This window comes from Micromonospora sp. NPDC049891 (assembly GCF_040660295.1).
Lineage (GTDB): Bacteria > Actinomycetota > Actinomycetes > Mycobacteriales > Micromonosporaceae > Micromonospora.
This window is the reverse complement of sequence record NZ_JBFAML010000007.1, coordinates 177,247-196,150: the sequence shown is the minus strand read 5'-3', so window position 1 is coordinate 196,150 and position 18,904 is coordinate 177,247. Positions and strand designations below refer to the sequence as shown.

Sequence of the window (18,904 nt, the reverse complement as noted above, 5' to 3'; positions counted from 1 at the left end):
GGAGGAACGCCGAGTGTCGCCTTGGCGGCGAACATGCGAACATGCGATCCCGGCCATGTGTGGTGCCGACCGGGTACGCGGCTCAGCCAGGTGCCGTCTCGACGCACACCGGCGGGGTCAGCCGATCAGGGGCCGGAAGGTGCCGAGCGCCACGCTGACGGCCAGCGCGGCCCCGGCGATCGCCGTCGCGCCGACGACGAGCAGCCAGTCGGCCGCGACGAAACGCTGCCGGCGGGCGAAGGTGCGCGGCACCCCGCTGTCGAAGCCCCGGGCGTCCATCGCCACGGCGAGCCGGGTGCCTCGCCGGATCGCCCCGACCAACAGCGTGAACGCCGTCGAGACGAACAGTCGCAGCCGGGCCACCGGACTACGTCCCGACTCGACTCCGCGCGCCCGGCGCGCCATCGTGATCATCTGCCACTCCTGGCCGAGCAGGGGCACCAACCGGAACGCCGCCAGCGCGCCGATGGCGAACCGGGCGGGTGCCTTCGCGTTCTGGATCAGCGCGTCGGCCAGGTCCGTCGGGTCGGTGGTGGCGAAGACGATCACTCCGGGCAGCGCCACCGCGAACAGCCGCAGCACCAGACCGAGTGCGGTGATCAGCACACCCGAGGTCACCACGATCGGCCCGGCGTCGAGCAGCACGCGGCCCGACCGGTCGGCCGCGAAGAGCACAAGCGTGACCAGGATGCCGCCGCCGGCGGCCAGCAGCGGCCAGGCCCGTCGGGCCAGCAGGCCGGGGTGCACTCCGAACAGCGGCAGCACCGCCAGTTCCACGGCGATCGCGATGGCCGGGGCCACCGGGTCCAGCGTGGCCATCAGCGGAAACGCGAACAGCATCGCCGCGGCCAGCTTGGCCACCGGGTTGCGCCGGGCCAGCGGCGCGTCCGGCCGGGCGATCGGCTCCAGGGTGATCATCGCCGTACCGGCCCGGCGTCGGACGGAGTGAGGGCCAGCGTGCGGTCGGCCAACGCGGCCACGAACTCGGCGTCGTGGGTGACCGTGACCAGGCCGTGGCCGGCGTCGCGCAGGTCGCCGAGGAGGTCCACCAGCTCGTGCCAGGTGCGCCGGTCCTGGCCGAATGTGGGTTCGTCGCAGATCAGCAGGCGGGGCGCGGTGGCCAGGGCGGTCGCGACGCTCAGCCGACGCGCCTCGCCACCGGAGAGGGTGAACGGGTTGGCGGCGGCGAGCCGGTCCAGCCGCAGCCGGCTCAACAGCTCCGTCACGCGGTCGTGGACCGCCGACTCGGCGACCCCGGTCCGCCTCGGCCCCAGGGCCAGTTCGTCGAAGACCGTGCCCGTGACGAACTGGTGCTCGGGATTCTGGAAGACCGAGCCGATCCGGCGGGTCAGCGCCGGTGCCCGCCAACGGTGCGGTGCGGTACGCGAGTCGGCCCCGGCCAGTTCCGGGCTCGCCGTCAGCCGCCCGGTGCCCGGCCGGAGCAGCCCACCGAGCAGCAGTGCCAGGGTGGATTTCCCGGCACCGTTCGGCCCGAGCACGGCGAGCGCCTCACCGGCGCGTACGGTCAGGTCGGTGGCGGCCAGCCGGGGTGGTTGGCCGAGCCGCTCGGCGGTGAGCAGCACCTCGCCGGCCGGGCCGGCGGCGCGGCGTGGCGGGATCTCCCGACCGGGCACCCAGACCCCCTCGGCGGCGAGGGCGTCGCCGTGCGCGGCGAAGACCGTGTCCGGCGGGCCGTCGGCGCGGACGCCGCCGCCGGGTTCGAGCACCACCACTCGGTCGACCAGGGGCAGCGCCTCGGCGACCCGGTGCTCGACCAGGATCAGGGTGGTGTCGGCGTCCACCGCCCGGGCCAGTGCCGAGCGGATCAGGGCGGCACCCGGCGGGTCGAGATTGGCTGTGGGTTCGTCAAGCAGCAGCAGACCGGGACGCAGCGCCAGCACGCCGGCCAGGGCGAGGCGCTGCTGTTCTCCGCCGGACAGCGCCGCGGTGGGCCGGTCCCGGTGGTACGGGAAGCCCACCCGGTGCAGTGCCTCGTCCACCCGCGGCCAGATCTGCCCGGCGGCGACACCCCGGTTCTCCAGCCCGAACGCCACGTCGTCGCCGCTGCGGGCCATGACGAGCTGGGACTGCGGGTCCTGGAAGACGATGCCTACCCGGTCGCGTGCCTCGCCGACCGGCCGGCCGTCGATCTCGATGCTGCCCTCGTGTTCCCCGGAGTCCTCGGGCAGCAACCCGGCCAGCGCCGCCAGCAACGTGCTCTTCCCGGCCCCCGACGCCCCCAACAGCAGCACCTTCTCGCCGCGCTCCACCCGCAGCTCAACCCCGCGTACCGCCCAGGCCCGCCGCCCGGCGTGCCGCCACCCGAACCCCCGCACCCGCACCCCGCTCACCATTCCCACCCTCCCTTCTCTCCGTTGATCATGAGGTTGACGGTTGATCTGGAGATCGAAATTGCCGCCAACCTCATGATCAACGCGGGTGGGCTGGGGGTCAGATGGGGGTGCGGTCGCGGGCGGCGGGGAAGCGGTCGAGGACGCCGGTGCGGGCCAGGGCGCGGGTGAGGGCGTACGCGCCGGCGCCCGCGATCAGCGTGGCGCTGACGATGGTGAGCGCGGCGTAGGGCAGGCGGTAGGTGGCGATGTCGCGTTCGGCGTTCCAGTAGACGAAGTCGAAGATCGCCGCGCTCAGACCGGTGAGCGCACCGGCCAGCAGGGCGACCGGCAGCCGGTACGAGCGGTACCGGAAGGCGGCGAAGGCCAGCTCGGCGCCGAGACCCTGCATCAGCCCCTGCAACAGGACGATGGTGCCCCACTGGCTACCGAGCAGGGCCGAGATGATCGCCGCCAGCAGTTCGCAGTACAGGGCGGCGCCCGGCTTGCGGATGACCAGGCCGCCGAGCACGGCCGGCACCAGCCAGACACCGTAGATGAGGGTCTGTGCCGGCGGGAAGAAGCTGAAGGCGCCCTCGGTGGCACTCCACACCACGCCCCAGGCCCAGAAAATGACGCCGAAGGCGACGGCGATGACCGAGGCCACCACGATGTCGATGGTGCGCCAGCGGTTGCTGTCGGTGGTATTCACGATGATTGCTCCCAGTCCAGATGCGAACCAGGCAAGACGCACGCCCCGTCCGGCGGCGCCGAACGGTGGCGGGCTGGAGGTGGACCGAACTCCCTGCGCTGGCATTACCCAGATCAGGTACGGAGGGTCTGCGGGCGAACCCGCACTCTCAGCGCTGTGCGCTCCCCTGTCGGAGGTGTTGTCTGTCCCGCCGACGCTAACACCACTGAAGATCCACCGGCAATGTGATCTTCGCAGGTCACGACGGGTGCCTACCTCAGGTGATCCGGGGGGACGAGAAACGTGAGCCGGTGGCGCGGGGAGTGCGAGCCAGGTCGGGTGGGGGAGCGGCGGGTCGAGCCAAATCTGTGACATCCATCGACGTCATCCACGCCGGACGGTAATCTCAGTCCGCCGATCCGCCACGGCCGAAGGGTGACGGGTGACCACAGACACTGACCGGGCCGTGCCGGCCGGCGAACCTGAGGGCCGGCCCTCCGGTGGGGGCGTCGACACCGGAACACGCCCCCCGGAGCCCGGTGGTGGCGAACCGCCCCGACGCTGGCTCGGCGACCGGATCGGCTCGGTGGAGGTCCTGGCGGCGCTGCTGATCATCCTGATCATCTTTCGGGATCCGATCGCCGCCGCCCTGGACGATCCCCGCATCCAGACCTGGACCACCGTCTTCGTCTCGATCATGGTGCAGGCGGTGCCGTTCCTGGTCTTCGGAGTGCTGCTCTCCGCGGTGATCGCGGTCTTCGTACCCCGGTCCTTCTGGGCGAAGGCGCTGCCCCGGCACCCGGCGTTGGCGGTCCCGGCGGCCAGCGCGGCCGGGGTGGTGCTGCCGGGCTGCGAGTGCGGCTCGGTGCCGATCGCCGGGTCCCTGATCCGGCGGGGCGTCACGCCAGCAGCCGCGCTGGCGTTCCTGCTCGCCGCCCCGGCGGTCAACCCGATCGTCCTCACCGCCACCGCTGTCGCCTTCCCGAACAATCCCGAGATGGTGCTCGCCCGGGGCGTCGCGAGCCTGATCGTCGCCATGATCATGGGGTGGCTCTGGTTGCGGCTCGGACGCACCGAGTGGATCAGGATGCCGCGTCGGCCGGAACTCGACGACGCGTCCCGGGGACGCGCCTTCTGGGCCGCGGTCCGCCACGACGTGACCCATGCCGGCGGGTTCCTGGTGCTCGGCGCGATGGCCGCCGCCAGCATCAACGTGCTGGTGCCGGAGCGGTGGTTGCAGACCCTCGCCGACAACGCGTGGTTGTCGATCCTGGCGCTGGCGCTGCTCGCCGTACTGCTCTCGCTCTGCTCGGAGGCCGATGCCTTCGTGGCGGCCTCGCTGTCCCAGTTCTCTCTCACGTCCCGACTGGTCTTCCTGGTGGTGGGGCCGATGGTCGATCTCAAGCTGATCTCGATGCAGGCCGGTGTGTTCGGTCGCCGGTTCGCCTTCCGGTTCGCGCCGACCACATTCGTGGTGGCCCTGCTGGTCGCCGTCGGCGCCGGGGCGGTGCTGCTGTGAACCGGCAGGCGCAGGCGGTGATCCTGCTGCTGCTCGGCGGTGCGGTGATCCGGGCCAGCGTCACCGACCTCTACCTGCGGTACGTCAAGGAAGGGCTGCGCCCGTTCCTGATCGCCGCCGGTCTGCTGCTGGTCGCAGCCGCGATCATGACGCTCTGGTACGAGCTGCGCCCGGCGGCTCCCCGTGCGCTGGCCCCGGCCGGCGGTCCCGGCGGCCCTCCCGCCGGTGGCGACGGTGCCGCGCCGGCCGGTGGCGACACTGGCGTCCCGGCCGGCAGCGGCGGCGCTCCGTTCGGCAGCGTTGGCGTCCCGGCTGGCGGGTCGGGCGCCGGGCACGACGATCACGACGGGCACGGGCACGCCCACCACGAGCCCCGGGTCGGATGGCTGCTCATCCTGCCGGTGCTCGGCCTGCTGCTGGTCGCCCCGCCGGCCCTCGGCTCGTACGCGGCGGGTCAGGCCGGCACCGCGCTGAGCAGCCAGCAGCAGTCGGACTACCCGCCGCTGCCGGAGGGCGACCCGGTGCAGGTGAGTGTCCTGGACTACGCCTCCCGGGCACTGTTCGACCGGGGCGCGTCGATCGGCGACCGGCGGGTGCAGCTCACCGGCTTCATCGCCACCGGCGGAGACGGCGAGCCGATCCTGGCCCGGATGGTGCTGTCCTGCTGCGCCGCCGACGGCCGCCCGGTCAAGCTCGGGTTGACCGGCGACGTACCGGCCGGGCTGCCCGACGACACCTGGGTGGAGGTGACCGGCCGCTACAGCGACCGGCTCGGCCGGGATCCGGTGAACGATGCCGAGATCCCCTACCTTGAGGTCGAGTCCTGGCGGCAGGTGCCCGCGCCCAAGCGCCCGTACGACTAGGACGACCTAGCTGGCCGGGTTCGGTCTCGCACGACGCCAGCGGGAATCGGCGTCGCTGCGGGCTTGACCATGACGCTGCGTCAACCCTCCATGCTGACGGGCATGAACGTCCCTGCGACAACCAGTCAACTCCAGGAGCCTGCGATTCGTGTCCGGGGCCTGGAGAAGTCGTACAAGCAGCTGCGTGTGCTGCGCGGCGTGGATCTCGATGTGGCGCGGGGGAGCATCTTCGCCCTGCTCGGCTCGAACGGGGCGGGCAAGACCACGGTGGTGAAGATCCTTTCCACGCTGCTCAAGGCCGACGCGGGCACCGCGCACGTCAACGGCTTCGACGTCGCGGCCCAGGCGGCCGACGTACGCGAGTCCATCAGCCTCACCGGGCAGTTCGCGGCCGTCGACGAGATCCTCACCGGGCGGGAGAACCTCGTCCTGGTCGCCCGGCTCCGTCACCTCAAGGCTCCCGACGTGATCGCGGACGACCTGCTGAGGCGCTTCGGGTTGACCGAGGCGGGCGGGCGGCGGGTGGCGACGTACTCCGGTGGCATGCGCCGCCGGCTGGACATCGCGATGAGTCTCATCGGGAACCCGCCTGTCGTCTTCCTCGACGAGCCGACGACCGGGCTGGACCCACAGGCGCGCCTCGAGGTGTGGCAGGCCGTCAATGAACTCGCTCAGGGCGGCACGACCGTGCTGCTCACCACCCAGTACCTCGACGAGGCGGAAAACCTCGCGGACCGGATCGCGATCCTCCACGAGGGCCGGATCATCGTGCACGGCACCCTCGACGAGCTGCGGCGGATCCTGCCACCCGCCGAGGTCGAGTACGTCGAGAAACAGCCGAGTCTCGAAGACATCTTCCTCACCCTCGTCGGTGCCGGCACGGACAAGGAACAGCCATGAACAAGCACTTCCTCGGCGACACCGCAGTGCTCCTGGGACGGTCCCTGCGCCACATCTCCCGCAGCCCGGACACCATCATCACGACCGCGATCATGCCGATCGCCCTACTGCTGATGTTCGTCTACGTCTTCGGCGGCGCGATCGAGACCGGGTCCGACTCGTATGTGAACTACCTGCTGCCGGGCATCCTGGTCATCACGATCGCCTCGGGTATCTCCTACACCGCGTTCCGGCTCTTTCAGGACATGCAGGGCGGCATCTTCGCGCGGTTCCAGTCCATGCCGATCGCACGAACCTCCGTGTTGTGGGCGCATGTCCTGACCTCGCTGGTCGCCAACCTGATCTCACTCGTGGTCGTCGTCGGCGTCGCCCTGCTCATGGGCTTCCGCTCAGGGGCGGATGTGCTTGGTTGGCTCGCGGTGGCAGGCATGCTGGCCCTGCTCACCCTGGCGCTGACCTGGCTCGCCGTGATCCCGGGCCTCACCGCGAAGTCGGTGGACGGCGCTGGCGCGTTTTCCTACCCGCTCATCTTCCTGCCGTTCGTCAGCTCGGCCTTCGTGCCCACCGACACCATGCCCGGCCCGGTGCGGGCCTTCGCCGAGCACCAACCGGTGACCGCAATCGTCAACGCGATCCGGGACCTGTTCGCCCAGCAGCCGGTAGGCTCCGACATCTGGACCGCACTCGCCTGGTGCGTCGGCATCCTCGTCGTCACCTACCTCGCCGCCACCATCGCCTACCGGCGGAGGATCGCATGAGTCGGCGCCGACCGGGCCGGGTGTGGTGAGGGCAGGATCGGGACATGCTGACGATCGGTCAACTGGCGGCGTACGCCGGTGTCACGGTGCGGACGGTGCGGCACTATCACCAGATCGGGCTGCTGCCCGAGCCGGAGCGGGATGCCTCGGGTTACCGGCGGTACGGCGCGACAGCGGCCGTGTCGCTGATCAAGATCCGCACTCTCGCCAACGCCGGGGTGCCGCTGTCCCGGATCGATCAGCTACTCGAAGCCGATGCGGAGACCTTCACGGAGGCGATCCGCAGGATCGACAGTCACCTCCGGGATGAGATCGAACGGCTTCAGACCAGCCGTAGGCAGATCGCGCAGCTCGCGGCCGGGGACGGCCTGACGCTCCCCCCGGAGGTGACCGCCTACCTCGATCGGCTTCGGGAGATCGGTGCGTCCGAGCGGGTGGTGGCGGGTGAGCGGGACGGCTGGATCCTGGTCGCCGCCCGTTGGCCCGACAGCGTCCGCGAGTTCATGCCCGGCAAACTCGCGCAGCTCGAGGACCCGCAGGTCGTCCGGCTCTACCGGGTGCTGTCCGAGATCTTCGACGGCGACGTCGACGACGATCCGCGACTGGCGGAAGCCGCCGACATCATGGCCTGCCTGGCCGAGCAGGCGTACGCCGCCGGCGAGCTCAACGTCACAAATGAGTCTTACGACGAGATGCCGCACGACCTGCTGGACGCGCTCGCCGTCGAGTCCGACCCCCGGATACAACGGCTGCGGGAGCTGCTACGCGAGCGCGGCTGGACCGGTTGGAACCGGATTGAGCGGCTGCCCGAGCCGCCCTGTTGACCTGCGACCGGTTATCACCTTTCTGAGCCCGCGTCGGGTTGTCGGTAGGCTGCCGGGATGCGTATCGAGGCCCGAGGTCTGCGGTTCGACGTCGCCACCGGCGGTCCGGAGCAGGGCGATCCGGTGCTGCTGCTGCACGGCTTCCCGCAGCACTCGGGTGAGTGGGACGGCGTACTGCCGACCCTGCACGCCGCAGGCCTGCGCAGCTACGCGCTGAACCAGCGGGGCTACTCGCCGCAGGCCCGGCCCGCCGAGGTCGAGGCGTACCGGCTGGGTGAGCTGGTCGCCGACGCGGCGGCGGTGCTCGACGCCCTCGGGGTGCCCGCCGCGCACGTCGTCGGACACGACTGGGGCGCGGTCGTCGGGTGGGCGCTGGCCGCCACCCACCCGGACCGGGTACGAACCCTGACCGCGGTCTCCGTGCCGCACCCGGCCGCCATGGCGTACGCGCTGACACACGACCCGCAGCAGAAGGCCCGCTCGGCGTACATGCTGTTGTTCCGGCAGCCCGGGGTGGCCGAGAAGACGCTGCTGGCGCTGGGTGCCGCCGGGTTGCGCCGGCTGCTGCGCGGAGTCGGCGACGGCGCCCGGGTGGCCGCGTACGCCGATCCGATGCGTGAGCCGGGCGCGTTGACCGCCGCGTTGAACTGGTACCGGGCGATGTCGAAGGCAGACCTGGCGGCGATCGGTCCGGTGGCGGTGCCGACCACGTTCGTCTGGAGCGACGGTGACGTCGCCATCGGCCGGGTCGCCGCGCAGGCGTGTGCCGCCCACGTGACCGGGGACTTCCGATTCGTCGAACTGTCCGGGGTGACCCACTGGATCCCGGACGAGACGCCGACGCCGCTTGCCGAGGCGATCGTGGCCCGGGTCCGCCCGCCGGCCTGAGCGGGCCGAAACGTACCGGTGGCGCTGCCCGGCCCGGACCCCTGGCAGCCCGTTTCGGCGGACGGATCCCTCGGAGATTCCGAGCGGGTTTCGGGTGGAACCCGTTGGGGCATCAGCGTTGCCGCCGGCGGCAACGCCGGCGGAGCCCCCGGAGGTCCGCGGTGTCAAAGGAAACCGAAAAGCAGCGGTGGCAGCGCAACTTCGCCGACCTGCTGCAGGAATTGCGGGTCGCGCAGACCGGCGTGCAGATCCTCTTCGCCTTCCTGCTGACCCTGCCGTTCAGCGCCGGTTTCGGCGAGACCACTCCGTTCCAGCGGGACGTCTACATCGTCGCGCTGCTGGCCGCGGCCGGCGCCACCGCGATGATCATCTCGCCGGTGGCCTTCCACCGGGCGCTGTTCCGGCAGGGACGTAAGCCGGAGCTGGTGCGCTTCGCTCACCGGATGGCCAGCGGCGGCCTCGCCTTCATGCTGATCGCGATGGTGAGTTCGGTGCTGCTGATCACCGACTTCGTGCTCGCCCGACCGATCGCGTTCCTGCTCAGCGGGGTCACCGGTCTGTGGTTCCTGACCTTCTGGATGATCCTGCCGTTCTCCCGCCGCAGCTGGGGTGAGGACGACATCGACGACGACGAGGACCCCAGCGGCCTGACCCAGGACTGAGCCGACCTCGGCTGCGGATATCCGTGGCTACCTTTGGGTAACGAACACGGGTAGCCTGCTGAGCAGGCGGAACAGTCCGACTGTCCGGATCGAGCCCGGGGGTTTGCCGTGGCCATCGCCGAGAACCACCGTCCGTCAGCCACCGACAGCCGCAACGCCGGCGCCGCGCCGGACACCGCCGGCCAGGCGTCCGAGCCGGACGCGGCGGGTCAGGTGTCCGAGAGGGAGGCGCGTCAGGTCGCCGAGGCGGCCCGGCAGACCACCTGGGACCGGCCCAGCTTCGGCAAGGAACTCTTCCTGGGCCGGCTGCGGCTCGACCTGATCGATCCGTGGCCGCGACCGGATCCGGAGGAACAGGCCCGCGCCGAGGAGTTCCTCGGCCGGCTCCGCGACTACGTCGCCTCCGAGGTGGACGGTGCGGCGATCGAACGCGACGCGCGGATCCCCGACGAGGTGTTCCAGGGTCTGGGCCGGCTGGGCGCCTTCGGGATGAAGATCGGTCGGGAGTACGGCGGGCTGGGCCTGAGCAACCTGCACTACTGCCGGGCGTTGATGCTGGCCGGCTCGGTCAGCCCGGCGCTCGGCGCGCTGCTGTCGGCGCACCAGTCGATCGGTGTACCGCAGCCGTTGAAGATGTTCGGCAGCGAGGAGCAGAAGCGTCGGTTCCTGCCTCGGCTGGCCGCCGGCGAGGTGTCCGCGTTCCTGCTCACCGAGCCGGACGTGGGCTCCGACCCGGCCCGCCTGGCGACCACCGCCGAACCGACGCCCGACGGCAGCGGTTACCGGATCAACGGCGTCAAGCTGTGGGCCACCAACGGCACCGTGGCGACCCAACTCGTGGTGATGGCCCGGGTACCGAAAACCGAGGGGCGTCGCGGCGGCATCACCGCCTTCGTGGTCGACGGCGACGCCGAGGGCATCACGGTCGAGCGGCGCAACGCCTTCGTCGGCCTGCGTGGCCTGGAGAACAGCCTCACCCGCTTCCACGACGTCTTCGTACCGAAGGAGAACGTCATCGGTGGCGAAGGCAAGGGACTGCGGATCGCCCTGAGCACGCTGACCACGGGCCGGTTGTCGCTGCCGGCGATGTGCGTCGGCGCCGGCAAGTGGGCGTTGAACGTGGCCCGCGAGTGGTCGGCGGAGCGGGTCCAGTGGGGCCGGCCGGTGGGTGAGCACGAGGCGGTCGCCCAGAAGCTCTCCTTCATCGCCGCGACCACGTACGGCATGGAGACCATGCTCGACCTCTGCTGCCTGCTCGCCGACGACGACCGCAACGACATCCGGATCGAGGCGGCCCTGGTGAAGCTCTACGCCAGCGAGATGGCCTGGCGGATCGCCGACGAGCTGGTTCAGATCCGTGGTGGCCGGGGGTACGAGACGGCCGACTCGCTCGCCGCCCGGGGTGAACGTCCCGCCGCGGTCGAGCAGATGCTCCGCGACCTGCGGATCAACCGGATCTTCGAGGGCTCCACGGAGATCATGCACCTGCTCATCGCCCGCGAGGCGGTGGACGCGCACCTGTCGGTGGCCGGCGACATCATCGACCCCGATGCCGGGCTCGCCCGCAAGGCGAAGGCCGGGGCGAGGGCTGGCGCCTTCTACGCGCGGTGGCTGCCGACCCTCGCGGTCGGCAAGGGGCAGCAGCCCACCGGCTACGGCGAGTTCGGTCCGCTGGCCGGGCATCTGCGTCAGGTGGAGCGCGCCAGCCGGAAGCTGGCCCGGTCCACCTTCTACGCGATGTCCCGCTGGCAGGGAAAGATGGAGCGCAAGCAGGCGTTCCTGGGTCGCGTCGTGGACATCGGCGCGGAGCTGTTCGCGATGAGCGCGGTCTGCGTACGCGCCCACGCCGAGCGCGACACCCGGCCGGAGAACGTCGAACTGGCCGACCTGTTCTGCCGGCAGGCCCGGGTCCGGGTCGACGCGTTGTTCACCGCCCTGTGGGAGAACACCGACTCGATCGACGTGACGGCCGCCAAGCGCATCCTCGCCGGCCGCTACTCGGCGCTGGAGGACGGCGTCATCACCCCACCCACCGAGCTGCCCTGGGTGGCCCCCTGGACCCCCGGCCCCTCCACCGTCACCTCCGACGCCCGCCGCCGCCTCCCCCCACCCCCTAGCCCGCGTTGATCATGAGGTTGTTGTCGCGACACGCCGATATCGACGACAACAACGTCATGATCAACGGCCTGGGTTGGCGGGGTGGGACAGCGGCCGGGGGCGTGGGTGGGGTGGTTACGGGTGGTGGGGGTCGCGGAGGCCCAGGCGGCGGAGTTCCAGGGCGGCCAAGGCGTTGACCGTCGTGTCGTCGCCTCGGCGCCACGCCTCGGCCACGTCGGGGGCGATCCGGGTGAGCTTGCGCAGCGGCTGGCCGGCCAGGGCGCGCAGGGCCAGCAGATCCCGGCCGGCGGGCGCGGCGGCAAGTGTCGCCGCCGAGCCGGCCCGACGCATCCAGCGCACCCGCAACGGCAGCCAGCCGAACAGCACCAGTCCGAGCGGCACGATCAGCAGTCCGACGGCCAGTGCCAGGGCCAACTGGTCGACCAGCTCCTGCTGGTCGCGGCCTGCCTCGGCCAGCGAGCGGGCAGCGCCGGCCGCCCGTTCGAAGGGCGCGGTCAGCTCGTCGCCGACCAACGGCACCCGGCCGACCTTGCCGCCGGCCTCGGCGAGGTTGTCGGCCAGCCCGCCGCCCGCCCCCTCCAGCTTCTGCCCGGGTACGGCCAGCTTCTGCACCAGGTCGTGCAGCCACAGCGCGCCCCGGATCGTCGCGTACACCCAGGCGATGACGAGCAGATCGGTGAGCAGCTGTCGCAGCGCGGTCGGGAAACGATCAGCGTAGATTTTCACGCCGGACAGCCTGCCACGGACCCTGTCCACCGGCACCCCGACAGCGGGCCGGCAGACCTCGCCGATCATGCACTTGTGGTCGCTGATCTGCCCGCTCTGACAGCATCCGTCCCGACGAAAAGCGCAAGATCGGCGAGCGGTGGGCAGCGGGTCGGGTCAGCGGGCGCAGGTGGGGCAGGTGCCGAAGATCTCCAGGGTGTGGCTGACATCGGTGAAGCCGTGCTGCGCGGCGACCCGGTCGGCCCAGGTTTCCACGGTCGGGCCGGCGACCTCGACAGTACGGCCGCAGGCCCGGCAGACCAGGTGATGGTGGTGTCCCTCGCTGCACCGGCGGTACAGGTGCTCGCCGCCCGGTGGGCGCATCACGTCGATCTCGCCCGCGTCGGCCAGACCCTGCAACGTCCGGTAGACAGTGGTCAACCCGACCCGCTCGCCGCGATCGCGCAGCATCGCGTGCAGTTCCTGGGCGCTGTGGAAGCCTTCCACCTCGGCGAGCAGCGCGCTCACCGCCGAACGCTGACGGGTGTTGCGAACCGCCGTACCACTGTCGCTCATGACGCCACTCCGCTTCGCTGCGTGCCGTCATGAGGCACATCCGCACCCGGCCTGATGATTCGCTCGCTACGCTCGCTCATGACGCCACTCCGCTTCGCTGCGTGCCGCCCTGAGGCGCGGCCCGCGCTGAGCCCGATGATCCGCTCGCTCATGATCCCTCCCCGGCGTGGCTGACCGCGTCGGCCACGATGTGCGCGACGTGCTCGTCGACCAGGGTGTACGCGATCTCCCGCCCCCGCCGGGAACCCCGGACCACGCCCGCCCCGCGGAGCACTCGCAGGTGCTGGGAGACCAGCGGCTGGGCCACGCCGAGCTTGTCCACCAGCTCGTGTACGCAGCGCTCACCACCGGCCAGCTCACTGACGATGGCCAGCCGGATCGGTGCCGAGAGGGCGCGCAGCAACTCGCTGGCGCCCTCGTACGCGTCATAGCCGGATCCGCTGGTCACCCTGCAACGGTAACCAATACCGGCGCGAAGCTCGTGATCAGGACCCGCCGAGCACCACCTCGTGTGGCTCTGGAGCCGGCGCGGGCTGGGGTCGAGCGCGGCGGACCCGGCGCCAACCGGCGGCCAGCAGGGTGATCACCATGAACGAGGCGATCGCGAGCACCACCACCGAGGCGCCGGGCGCGGTGTCGGCGAGCGCCGCCATCCAGATGCCCGCCCCGGCGGCGAACAGGCCCAGCGCCATCGCCGCCGCCATCGTGCTGCGGAACCCCCGGGTGACCTGCTGCGCGGTGGCCACCGGCACGACCATCAGCGCGCTGATCAGCAGTACGCCGACCGCGCGCATGGCGATCGTCACGGTGATCGCGGTGGTGATCGCGAGCAGCAGGTTGAGCGCGCGGACCGGCAGGCCGGAGACCCGGGCGTACTCCTCGTCGTGACAGACCGCGAAGAGCGCCGGCCGCAACGCGATCATCGTGACCAGCACGGCGACGCCGAGCACGGCGATGGTGAGCAGGTCCTCGCGGGAGGTGGTGGTGAGAGCCCCGAACAGGTACGCGTTGAGATTGGAGCTGGTGCTGTCGGAGAGCCCGACAAGCACCACCCCGCCCGCGATGCCGCCGTAGAAGAGCAGGGCGAGGGCCAGGTCACCGGAGGTACGGCCGCGTTCGCGGATCAGCTCGATGGCGATCGCGCCGATGGTGGCCGCGATCACCGCCATGATCACGGGGGAGGTCTGGAAGAGCAGGCCGGCACCGACCCCGGTCAGCGCGACGTGCCCGATGCCGTCCCCGATCAGCGCCAGCCGCCGCTGCACCAGGTAGATGCCGAGCGCCGGGGCGGCCAGACCAATGATCAACGCGCCGATCAGGGCGCGCAGCATGAAGTCGTACTGAAAGAGACTCATCGTGCGCTCCACAGCCCGGCGGGCTCCTCGGGACCGTGCGGATGCACGTGGTCGTGGTCCGGGGCCGCGTGGTGCCCGGCCGGCTCCGGTACGGCGCCGTCGTGCGCCACGAACCCCTGGTGTACGACGATCGCCCGGCTGATCAGCGGGCGCAGCGGACCCAGCTCGTGGGCGACGAGCAGCACGGTGCCCCCGCCGACGGTGAAGTCGCGCAACGCCCCGGCGAAGGCCTCCTGGCTGGCCGCGTCCACGCCGGCTGTCGGCTCGTCGAGGATCAGCAGCTCGGGACGTCCGGCCAGGGCGCGGGCGATGAGCGTGCGCTGCTGCTGCCCACCGGAGAGGGTGGTGACCGGGTCCTTGGCCCGGTCGGCCAGGCCGACGGCGTGCAACGCCTCGGCGACGGCGTCCCGGTCGGTGCGCCCCGGCGGGCGCAGGATTCCCCGGCGGGCCAGCCGCCCGGCGGCGACCACCTCGGCGACGGTGGCCGGTACGCCGCTGCCGGCACCGAGGCGCTGCGGGACGTACCCGACGCGGTGCCACTGTCGGAACCGGCGTACCGGTCGGCCGAAGAGGGTCACGGTGCCGGCGCTCAGCGGGACCAGCCCGAGGATGGCGCGGATCAGGGTGGACTTTCCGGAGCCGTTGGCACCGAGGACCGCGACCACCTCTCCGGCGGTCACGGTAAGCGAGACGTCACGAAGCACGGGGCGGCCGTCGTAGCCGACCACCCCGTGCGTGACGGTGATGACGTCAGGTGTCACGAGCAGCTCAACGCCGTCCTCAGGGTCTGCAGGTTGGTACGCATCACCGAAAGGTAGTCCCCGCCGCCCTCGGCTGACAGGCCCTCGATGGGATCCAGCACCGCGGTCTGGGCGCCGACCTCCCGGGCGATGGTCTCGGCCACCTTCGGGCTGACAAGCGTCTCGAAGAAGATCGTGGTGGCCTGGTGCTCCCGGGCCTCCTCGGCCACCGCCGCCAGTCGCTGCGGGGACGGCTCGTCCTCCGGGGTGAGCCCGCTGATGCCGATCTGCTCCAGCTTGTACTTCTGCGTCAGGTAGCCGAACGCGGTGTGGCTGACCACGATCTCCCGGCGCTGGCAGGTCTTCAGCCCCTCGGCGAACTCCGTGTCCAGCTGCTCCAGCTCGGTACGCAGGGTGGCGGCGCGCTGGGTGTACCCGCCGGCCCGGTCCGGGTCGACAGCGCCGAGCCGCTCGGCGAGCTTGTCGCCGATGGTGGCCAGCCGGGTCGGGTCGAGCCAGACGTGCGGGTCCTTGGCACCGTCGGCCGCCTCCTCGGCGTGCTGCTCCTCCTCGGCGTGCTCCTCGTCCTCGTGGCCGTGCCCGTCCTCCTCGCCTTCGTGGCCGTGGTCGTGGCCGCCTGCGGTGGCGTCCAGCAGGGGTTCCACGGTCGCCACGTCGAAGGCGCGGTCACCGGCGTTCTGTTCGACCGCCTCGTCCACGGCGGGCTGGAAGCCGTGCAGGTAGAGGACCAGCTCCGCCTCGCTGATCTGGCCGACCTGACCCGGGTTCAGCTCCAGGTCGTGCGGTTCGGCACCGGGGCGGGCCAGGTTCGTCACGGCCACGGCGTCGCCGCCGATCCGCTCGGCGAGGAACTGCAACGGGTAGAAACCGGCCACCACGTCGACCCGCTGCGGGTCGGCACCGGCCGGGCTGTCGTCGTTCGAGCAGGCGGTGACGCCGGTCAGGGCGAGCAGGGCGGCCGTGGCGGTGGCCAGGGCGCGCGGGGCGGGGCGGAAGGTCATGACCACGACTCTCCGCGACAACGACAATGATTGTCAAAAACGCATGATTGCATGTCAGAGCAGCTTCACCAGGGCGGCGGTGACCAGCAGCGTCAGCACGATGAGCCGGATCGCTCGGGTCTGCGGTGTTTGTACCGACCAGGTGGTCACCAGCAGGGTCGCCAGCGCACCGGCCAGCAACAGCGTCAGCAGCCCGCCGATCACGCCCGGGGCGAAGAACGCGACGAGCGCGAGCAGAAGGGTGACCAGGAACACCGTCGTCGGGTTGGTCCGGGCCAGTCGGGCGGCGATGCCAGGCTGCGTACGCTGCATCCCACAGACTCTACGAGGAGGAGAAGCCGGTGCTGGTGACCAACCGGTTCGTGGTCGACGAAGACGTCGCCGAGGCGTTCACCGCCCGGGCCCACGCGGCCCTCGCCGCGCTCGCTGCCCGGCCCGGCTACCAGCGCGGACAGTTGGTCCGGGCGCTTGACGACCCCCGTCACTGGTGCCTGGTCACCGAGTGGGAGTCGGTGGGCACCTACCGCCGGGCCCTCGGCGGGTTCGACGTGAAGATCACCGCGGTGCCACTGCTCGCCGAGAGCCTCGACGAGCCGTCCGCGTACGAGCCGTTGGCGACCGCCGCGCCGGGCGGGGACGTGGTCACGGTCGCCAGCGACCGGGCTGCGGGTCCTTACCGCTGAGTCGCCGGGCACTACGCTGGTTCCTATGACCGCTCCCGGACCGGCAGCCTCACCACCAGACCCCTCGCTGCCCGGCCAGCAGGGACCTCAGGTCCCCGGCGAAAGCGGCGCGCCGCCGGCCGCATCCGGACCGCCACTCAACGACGGCACCGGCCCGACGCCCGCCTTCGGCTCCGCCGGACCACCGCCCACCGGCCCGACCTCACCGGCCGGGGGTCAACTGCCGCCCACGTCGACGCCGCCCGGCCCGGAGTCGGGAGCGCCGGTGCCGCCGCCCGGGCCCGGGGTGGCGCCGCCGTTCGCGGCGCCGCCGACCGAGGGCGGACGGTCCCGACTCTGGCTCGGTCTCGGCGCGGGGGCGCTGGCCCTGCTGCTCTGTTGCGGTGGCGGCGGTACGGCAGTCGTCGGCCTGCTGGTCAGCGGAGTGCAGGCGATCGAGGAGCAGGGCCGCACGGTCTCCGGCGACTACTACCGCGCTCTCTCCGACGGCGACTACGGCCGGGCGTACGACCAGCTCTGTGAGGACGCCCGGCGGCGCGAGTCCCGGCAGGAGTTCGAACGCCGCTCCGCCGCTGAGCCGCAGATCTCCTCCTACCGGGTCGGCGAGGTGGACACCACCACGCTCACCGTGCCGGTGGAGGTGACCTACAGCGGTGGCGGTCAGGAGCGCCAACAGGTCGTGCTCGCACAGGATCCGCAGACCGGTGGCATGGAGGTCTGCGGAGTCAACTGACCGGCCGCAGGTAATGTGCTGGGTTCGGGACCGAGCCGGTCGTACCGTGGTCCCGAACCGTCCCCGCCGACCGTGACGTCCCCGCCGACCGCCAGTCGGCGTAGGAGGAAAAATGCCAGCCGACCGTATCGACGCCGTCGTCAGCCTCGCCAAGCGCCGAGGCTTCGTCTTTCCCTCCAGCGAGATCTACGGGGGCACCCGGTCGGCGTGGGACTACGGTCCGCTCGGCGTGGAACTCAAGGAGAACGTCCGCCGGCAGTGGTGGAAGACAATGGTCCAGCAGCGCGACGACGTGGTGGGCCTGGACTCCGCGGTGATCCTCGCCCGGGACGTGTGGGCCGCCTCGGGGCACCTGGAGGCCTTCGTCGACCCGCTGACCGAGTGCCAGTCCTGCCACAAGCGGTTCCGCGCCGACCATCTTGAGGAGGCGTACGAGGCCAAGCACGGCCGCCCGCCGACCTCGCTGGCCGAGCTGAACTGCCCCAACTGCGGCAACAAGGGCACCTTCACCGAGCCGCGGATGTTCAACGGCCTGATGAAGACCTACCTCGGCCCGGTGGAGAGCGACGAGGGTATGCACTACCTGCGGCCGGAGACCGCCCAGGGCATCTTCGTCAACTACCGCAACGTGGAGACGGTGGCCCGTAAGAAGCCGCCGTTCGGCATCGCGCAGACCGGCAAGTCGTTCCGCAACGAGATCACCCCCGGCAACTTCATCTTCCGTACGCGCGAGTTCGAGCAGATGGAGATGGAGTTCTTCGTCGAGCCCGGCACCGACGAGCAGTGGCACGAGTACTGGCTCGCCGAGCGCTGGAACTGGTACCTCGACCTCGGTCTCGCCGAGAACAACCTGCGCTTCTACGAGCACCCCAAGGAGAAGCTCTCCCACTACTCGAAGCGCACCGTCGACATCGAGTACCGGTTCCAGTTCGGCGGCACCGAGTTCGCCGAGTTGGAGGGCATCGCCAACCGCACCGACTTCGACCTGTCCACGCACAGCAAGCACTCCGGCGTCGACCTGTCGTACTTCGACCAGACCAAGGGCGAGCGGTGGATCCCGTACGTCATCGAGCCGGCCGCCGGCCTCACCCGCGCGGTGCTGGCCTTCCTGCTGGAGGCGTACGACGAGGACGAGGCACCGAACACCAAGGGCGGCGTCGACAAGCGCACCGTGATGCGCTTCGACCCTCGGCTGGCCCCGGTCAAGGTGGCGGTGCTGCCGCTGTCCCGTAACGAGGCGCTCTCCCCGAAGGCGAAGCAGCTCGCCGCCGACCTCCGCAAGCGTTGGGTGGTCGAGTTCGACGACTCGCAGGCGATCGGTCGCCGTTACCGCCGGCAGGACGAGATCGGCACCCCGTTCTGCGTCACCGTCGACTTCGACACCCTCGACGACAACGCGGTGACGGTGCGGAACCGGGACACCATGACCCAGGAACGGATCGGCCTGGACCAGGTCGAGCGCTACCTGATCGACCACCTTCCCGGCTGCTGACCGCCGACGCCGCCCGGGCGTGCCGGTTGACCCGGCAGCCCGGGC

Annotated in this window: 21 protein-coding genes and 1 riboswitch; of the genes, 11 read left to right on the top strand and 10 right to left on the bottom strand. The window is 71.2% G+C overall.

Features of this window, described 5'->3' with window-relative positions:
- Positions 1-117: 117 nt before the first annotated feature.
- The 3 genes from AB0I71_RS12215 to AB0I71_RS12205 form a co-directional block, all read right to left on the bottom strand.
- Complete coding sequence (locus tag AB0I71_RS12215; protein ID WP_357583708.1) at positions 118-918, bottom strand: energy-coupling factor transporter transmembrane component T; 801 nt, start codon at positions 916-918, stop codon at positions 118-120.
- Positions 915-2,351, bottom strand: a complete 1,437-nt coding sequence (locus AB0I71_RS12210; RefSeq protein ID WP_357583846.1) for an ABC transporter ATP-binding protein — start codon at positions 2,349-2,351, stop codon at positions 915-917. Before AB0I71_RS12210 ends, AB0I71_RS12215 begins: the two co-directional genes overlap by 4 nt.
- A gap of 100 nt (positions 2,352-2,451) precedes the next feature.
- Entirely contained in the window at positions 2,452-3,042 is a 591-nt protein-coding gene (locus tag AB0I71_RS12205; RefSeq protein ID WP_357583707.1) for an ECF transporter S component, read from the bottom strand.
- 72 nt (positions 3,043-3,114) lie between these two features.
- Positions 3,115-3,220: riboswitch (TPP riboswitch) on the bottom strand.
- Positions 3,221-3,598: 378 nt separating this feature from the next.
- On the opposite strand from AB0I71_RS12205, the gene AB0I71_RS12200 reads away from it, so the two are divergent.
- The 8 genes from AB0I71_RS12200 to AB0I71_RS12165 all read left to right on the top strand — a co-directional run bounded on the left by AB0I71_RS12200 (position 3,599) and on the right by AB0I71_RS12165 (position 11,562).
- Positions 3,599-4,540, top strand: coding sequence for a permease (locus AB0I71_RS12200; RefSeq protein ID WP_357583844.1), 942 nt, complete (start codon positions 3,599-3,601; stop codon positions 4,538-4,540).
- Positions 4,537-5,403 carry a TIGR03943 family protein gene (locus AB0I71_RS12195; RefSeq protein WP_357583705.1) on the top strand — a complete coding sequence of 289 codons (867 nt, stop codon included), beginning with the start codon at positions 4,537-4,539 and terminating at the stop codon, positions 5,401-5,403. The genes AB0I71_RS12200 and AB0I71_RS12195 overlap by 4 nt, the downstream gene beginning before the upstream one ends.
- Before the next feature lie 102 nt (positions 5,404-5,505).
- Positions 5,506-6,303 carry an ATP-binding cassette domain-containing protein gene (locus AB0I71_RS12190; protein WP_357583703.1) on the top strand — a complete coding sequence of 266 codons (798 nt, stop codon included), beginning with the start codon at positions 5,506-5,508 and terminating at the stop codon, positions 6,301-6,303.
- A complete protein-coding gene (locus tag AB0I71_RS12185; RefSeq protein WP_357583700.1) occupies positions 6,300-7,061 on the top strand; it encodes an ABC transporter permease in 762 nt (253 codons plus the stop codon). The genes AB0I71_RS12190 and AB0I71_RS12185 overlap by 4 nt, the downstream gene beginning before the upstream one ends.
- Positions 7,062-7,105: 44 nt before the next feature.
- Positions 7,106-7,885, top strand: coding sequence for a MerR family transcriptional regulator (locus AB0I71_RS12180; RefSeq protein ID WP_357583698.1), 780 nt, complete (start codon positions 7,106-7,108; stop codon positions 7,883-7,885).
- Positions 7,886-7,942: 57 nt separating this feature from the next.
- Positions 7,943-8,773, top strand: coding sequence for an alpha/beta fold hydrolase (locus AB0I71_RS12175; RefSeq protein WP_357583696.1), 831 nt, complete (start codon positions 7,943-7,945; stop codon positions 8,771-8,773).
- 161 nt (positions 8,774-8,934) lie between these two features.
- Complete coding sequence (locus tag AB0I71_RS12170; protein WP_357583694.1) at positions 8,935-9,435, top strand: DUF6328 family protein; 501 nt, start codon at positions 8,935-8,937, stop codon at positions 9,433-9,435.
- Between the two features lie 213 nt (positions 9,436-9,648).
- Complete coding sequence (locus tag AB0I71_RS12165) at positions 9,649-11,562, top strand: acyl-CoA dehydrogenase family protein (protein WP_357583842.1); 1,914 nt, start codon at positions 9,649-9,651, stop codon at positions 11,560-11,562.
- A 105-nt stretch (positions 11,563-11,667) separates the two neighbouring features.
- Here AB0I71_RS12165 and AB0I71_RS12160 read toward each other — a convergent pair whose 3' ends face one another.
- The 7 genes from AB0I71_RS12160 to AB0I71_RS12130 all read right to left on the bottom strand — a co-directional run bounded on the left by AB0I71_RS12160 (position 11,668) and on the right by AB0I71_RS12130 (position 16,263).
- Entirely contained in the window at positions 11,668-12,279 is a 612-nt protein-coding gene (locus tag AB0I71_RS12160) for a hypothetical protein (protein ID WP_357583692.1), read from the bottom strand.
- Positions 12,280-12,435: 156 nt separating this feature from the next.
- Positions 12,436-12,834 carry a transcriptional repressor gene (locus AB0I71_RS12155; RefSeq protein WP_357583690.1) on the bottom strand — a complete coding sequence of 133 codons (399 nt, stop codon included), beginning with the start codon at positions 12,832-12,834 and terminating at the stop codon, positions 12,436-12,438.
- Between the two features lie 148 nt (positions 12,835-12,982).
- Positions 12,983-13,282: a metalloregulator ArsR/SmtB family transcription factor gene (locus AB0I71_RS12150; protein ID WP_093407467.1), complete on the bottom strand. Its 300-nt coding sequence runs from the start codon at positions 13,280-13,282 to the stop codon at positions 12,983-12,985.
- Between the two features lie 37 nt (positions 13,283-13,319).
- Positions 13,320-14,189, bottom strand: a complete 870-nt coding sequence (locus AB0I71_RS12145) for a metal ABC transporter permease (RefSeq protein ID WP_357583688.1) — start codon at positions 14,187-14,189, stop codon at positions 13,320-13,322.
- Entirely contained in the window at positions 14,186-14,950 is a 765-nt protein-coding gene (locus AB0I71_RS12140; protein ID WP_357583686.1) for an ABC transporter ATP-binding protein, read from the bottom strand. Before AB0I71_RS12140 ends, AB0I71_RS12145 begins: the two co-directional genes overlap by 4 nt.
- On the bottom strand, positions 14,947-15,951 hold the full coding sequence (locus AB0I71_RS12135) for a metal ABC transporter substrate-binding protein (protein ID WP_357583684.1): 1,005 nt from the start codon (positions 15,949-15,951) through the stop codon (positions 14,947-14,949). The genes AB0I71_RS12140 and AB0I71_RS12135 overlap by 4 nt, the downstream gene beginning before the upstream one ends.
- A 54-nt stretch (positions 15,952-16,005) precedes the next feature.
- The gene (locus AB0I71_RS12130) at positions 16,006-16,263 is read right to left on the bottom strand and encodes a hypothetical protein (RefSeq protein ID WP_357583682.1); all 258 of its coding nucleotides are present in this window, start codon (positions 16,261-16,263) and stop codon (positions 16,006-16,008) included.
- A 29-nt stretch (positions 16,264-16,292) separates the two neighbouring features.
- On the opposite strand from AB0I71_RS12130, the gene AB0I71_RS12125 reads away from it, so the two are divergent.
- The 3 genes from AB0I71_RS12125 to AB0I71_RS12115 all read left to right on the top strand — a co-directional run bounded on the left by AB0I71_RS12125 (position 16,293) and on the right by AB0I71_RS12115 (position 18,859).
- A complete protein-coding gene (locus AB0I71_RS12125) occupies positions 16,293-16,634 on the top strand; it encodes an antibiotic biosynthesis monooxygenase (RefSeq protein WP_099850506.1) in 342 nt (113 codons plus the stop codon).
- A 220-nt stretch (positions 16,635-16,854) separates the two neighbouring features.
- Positions 16,855-17,367: a hypothetical protein gene (locus AB0I71_RS12120; protein WP_357583840.1), complete on the top strand. Its 513-nt coding sequence runs from the start codon at positions 16,855-16,857 to the stop codon at positions 17,365-17,367.
- Positions 17,368-17,479: 112 nt separating this feature from the next.
- Positions 17,480-18,859 (top strand): glycine--tRNA ligase, encoded by a 1,380-nt coding sequence (locus AB0I71_RS12115; RefSeq protein WP_357583679.1) that lies wholly within the window; start codon positions 17,480-17,482, stop codon positions 18,857-18,859.
- The last annotated feature ends 45 nt before the right edge of the window (positions 18,860-18,904 follow it).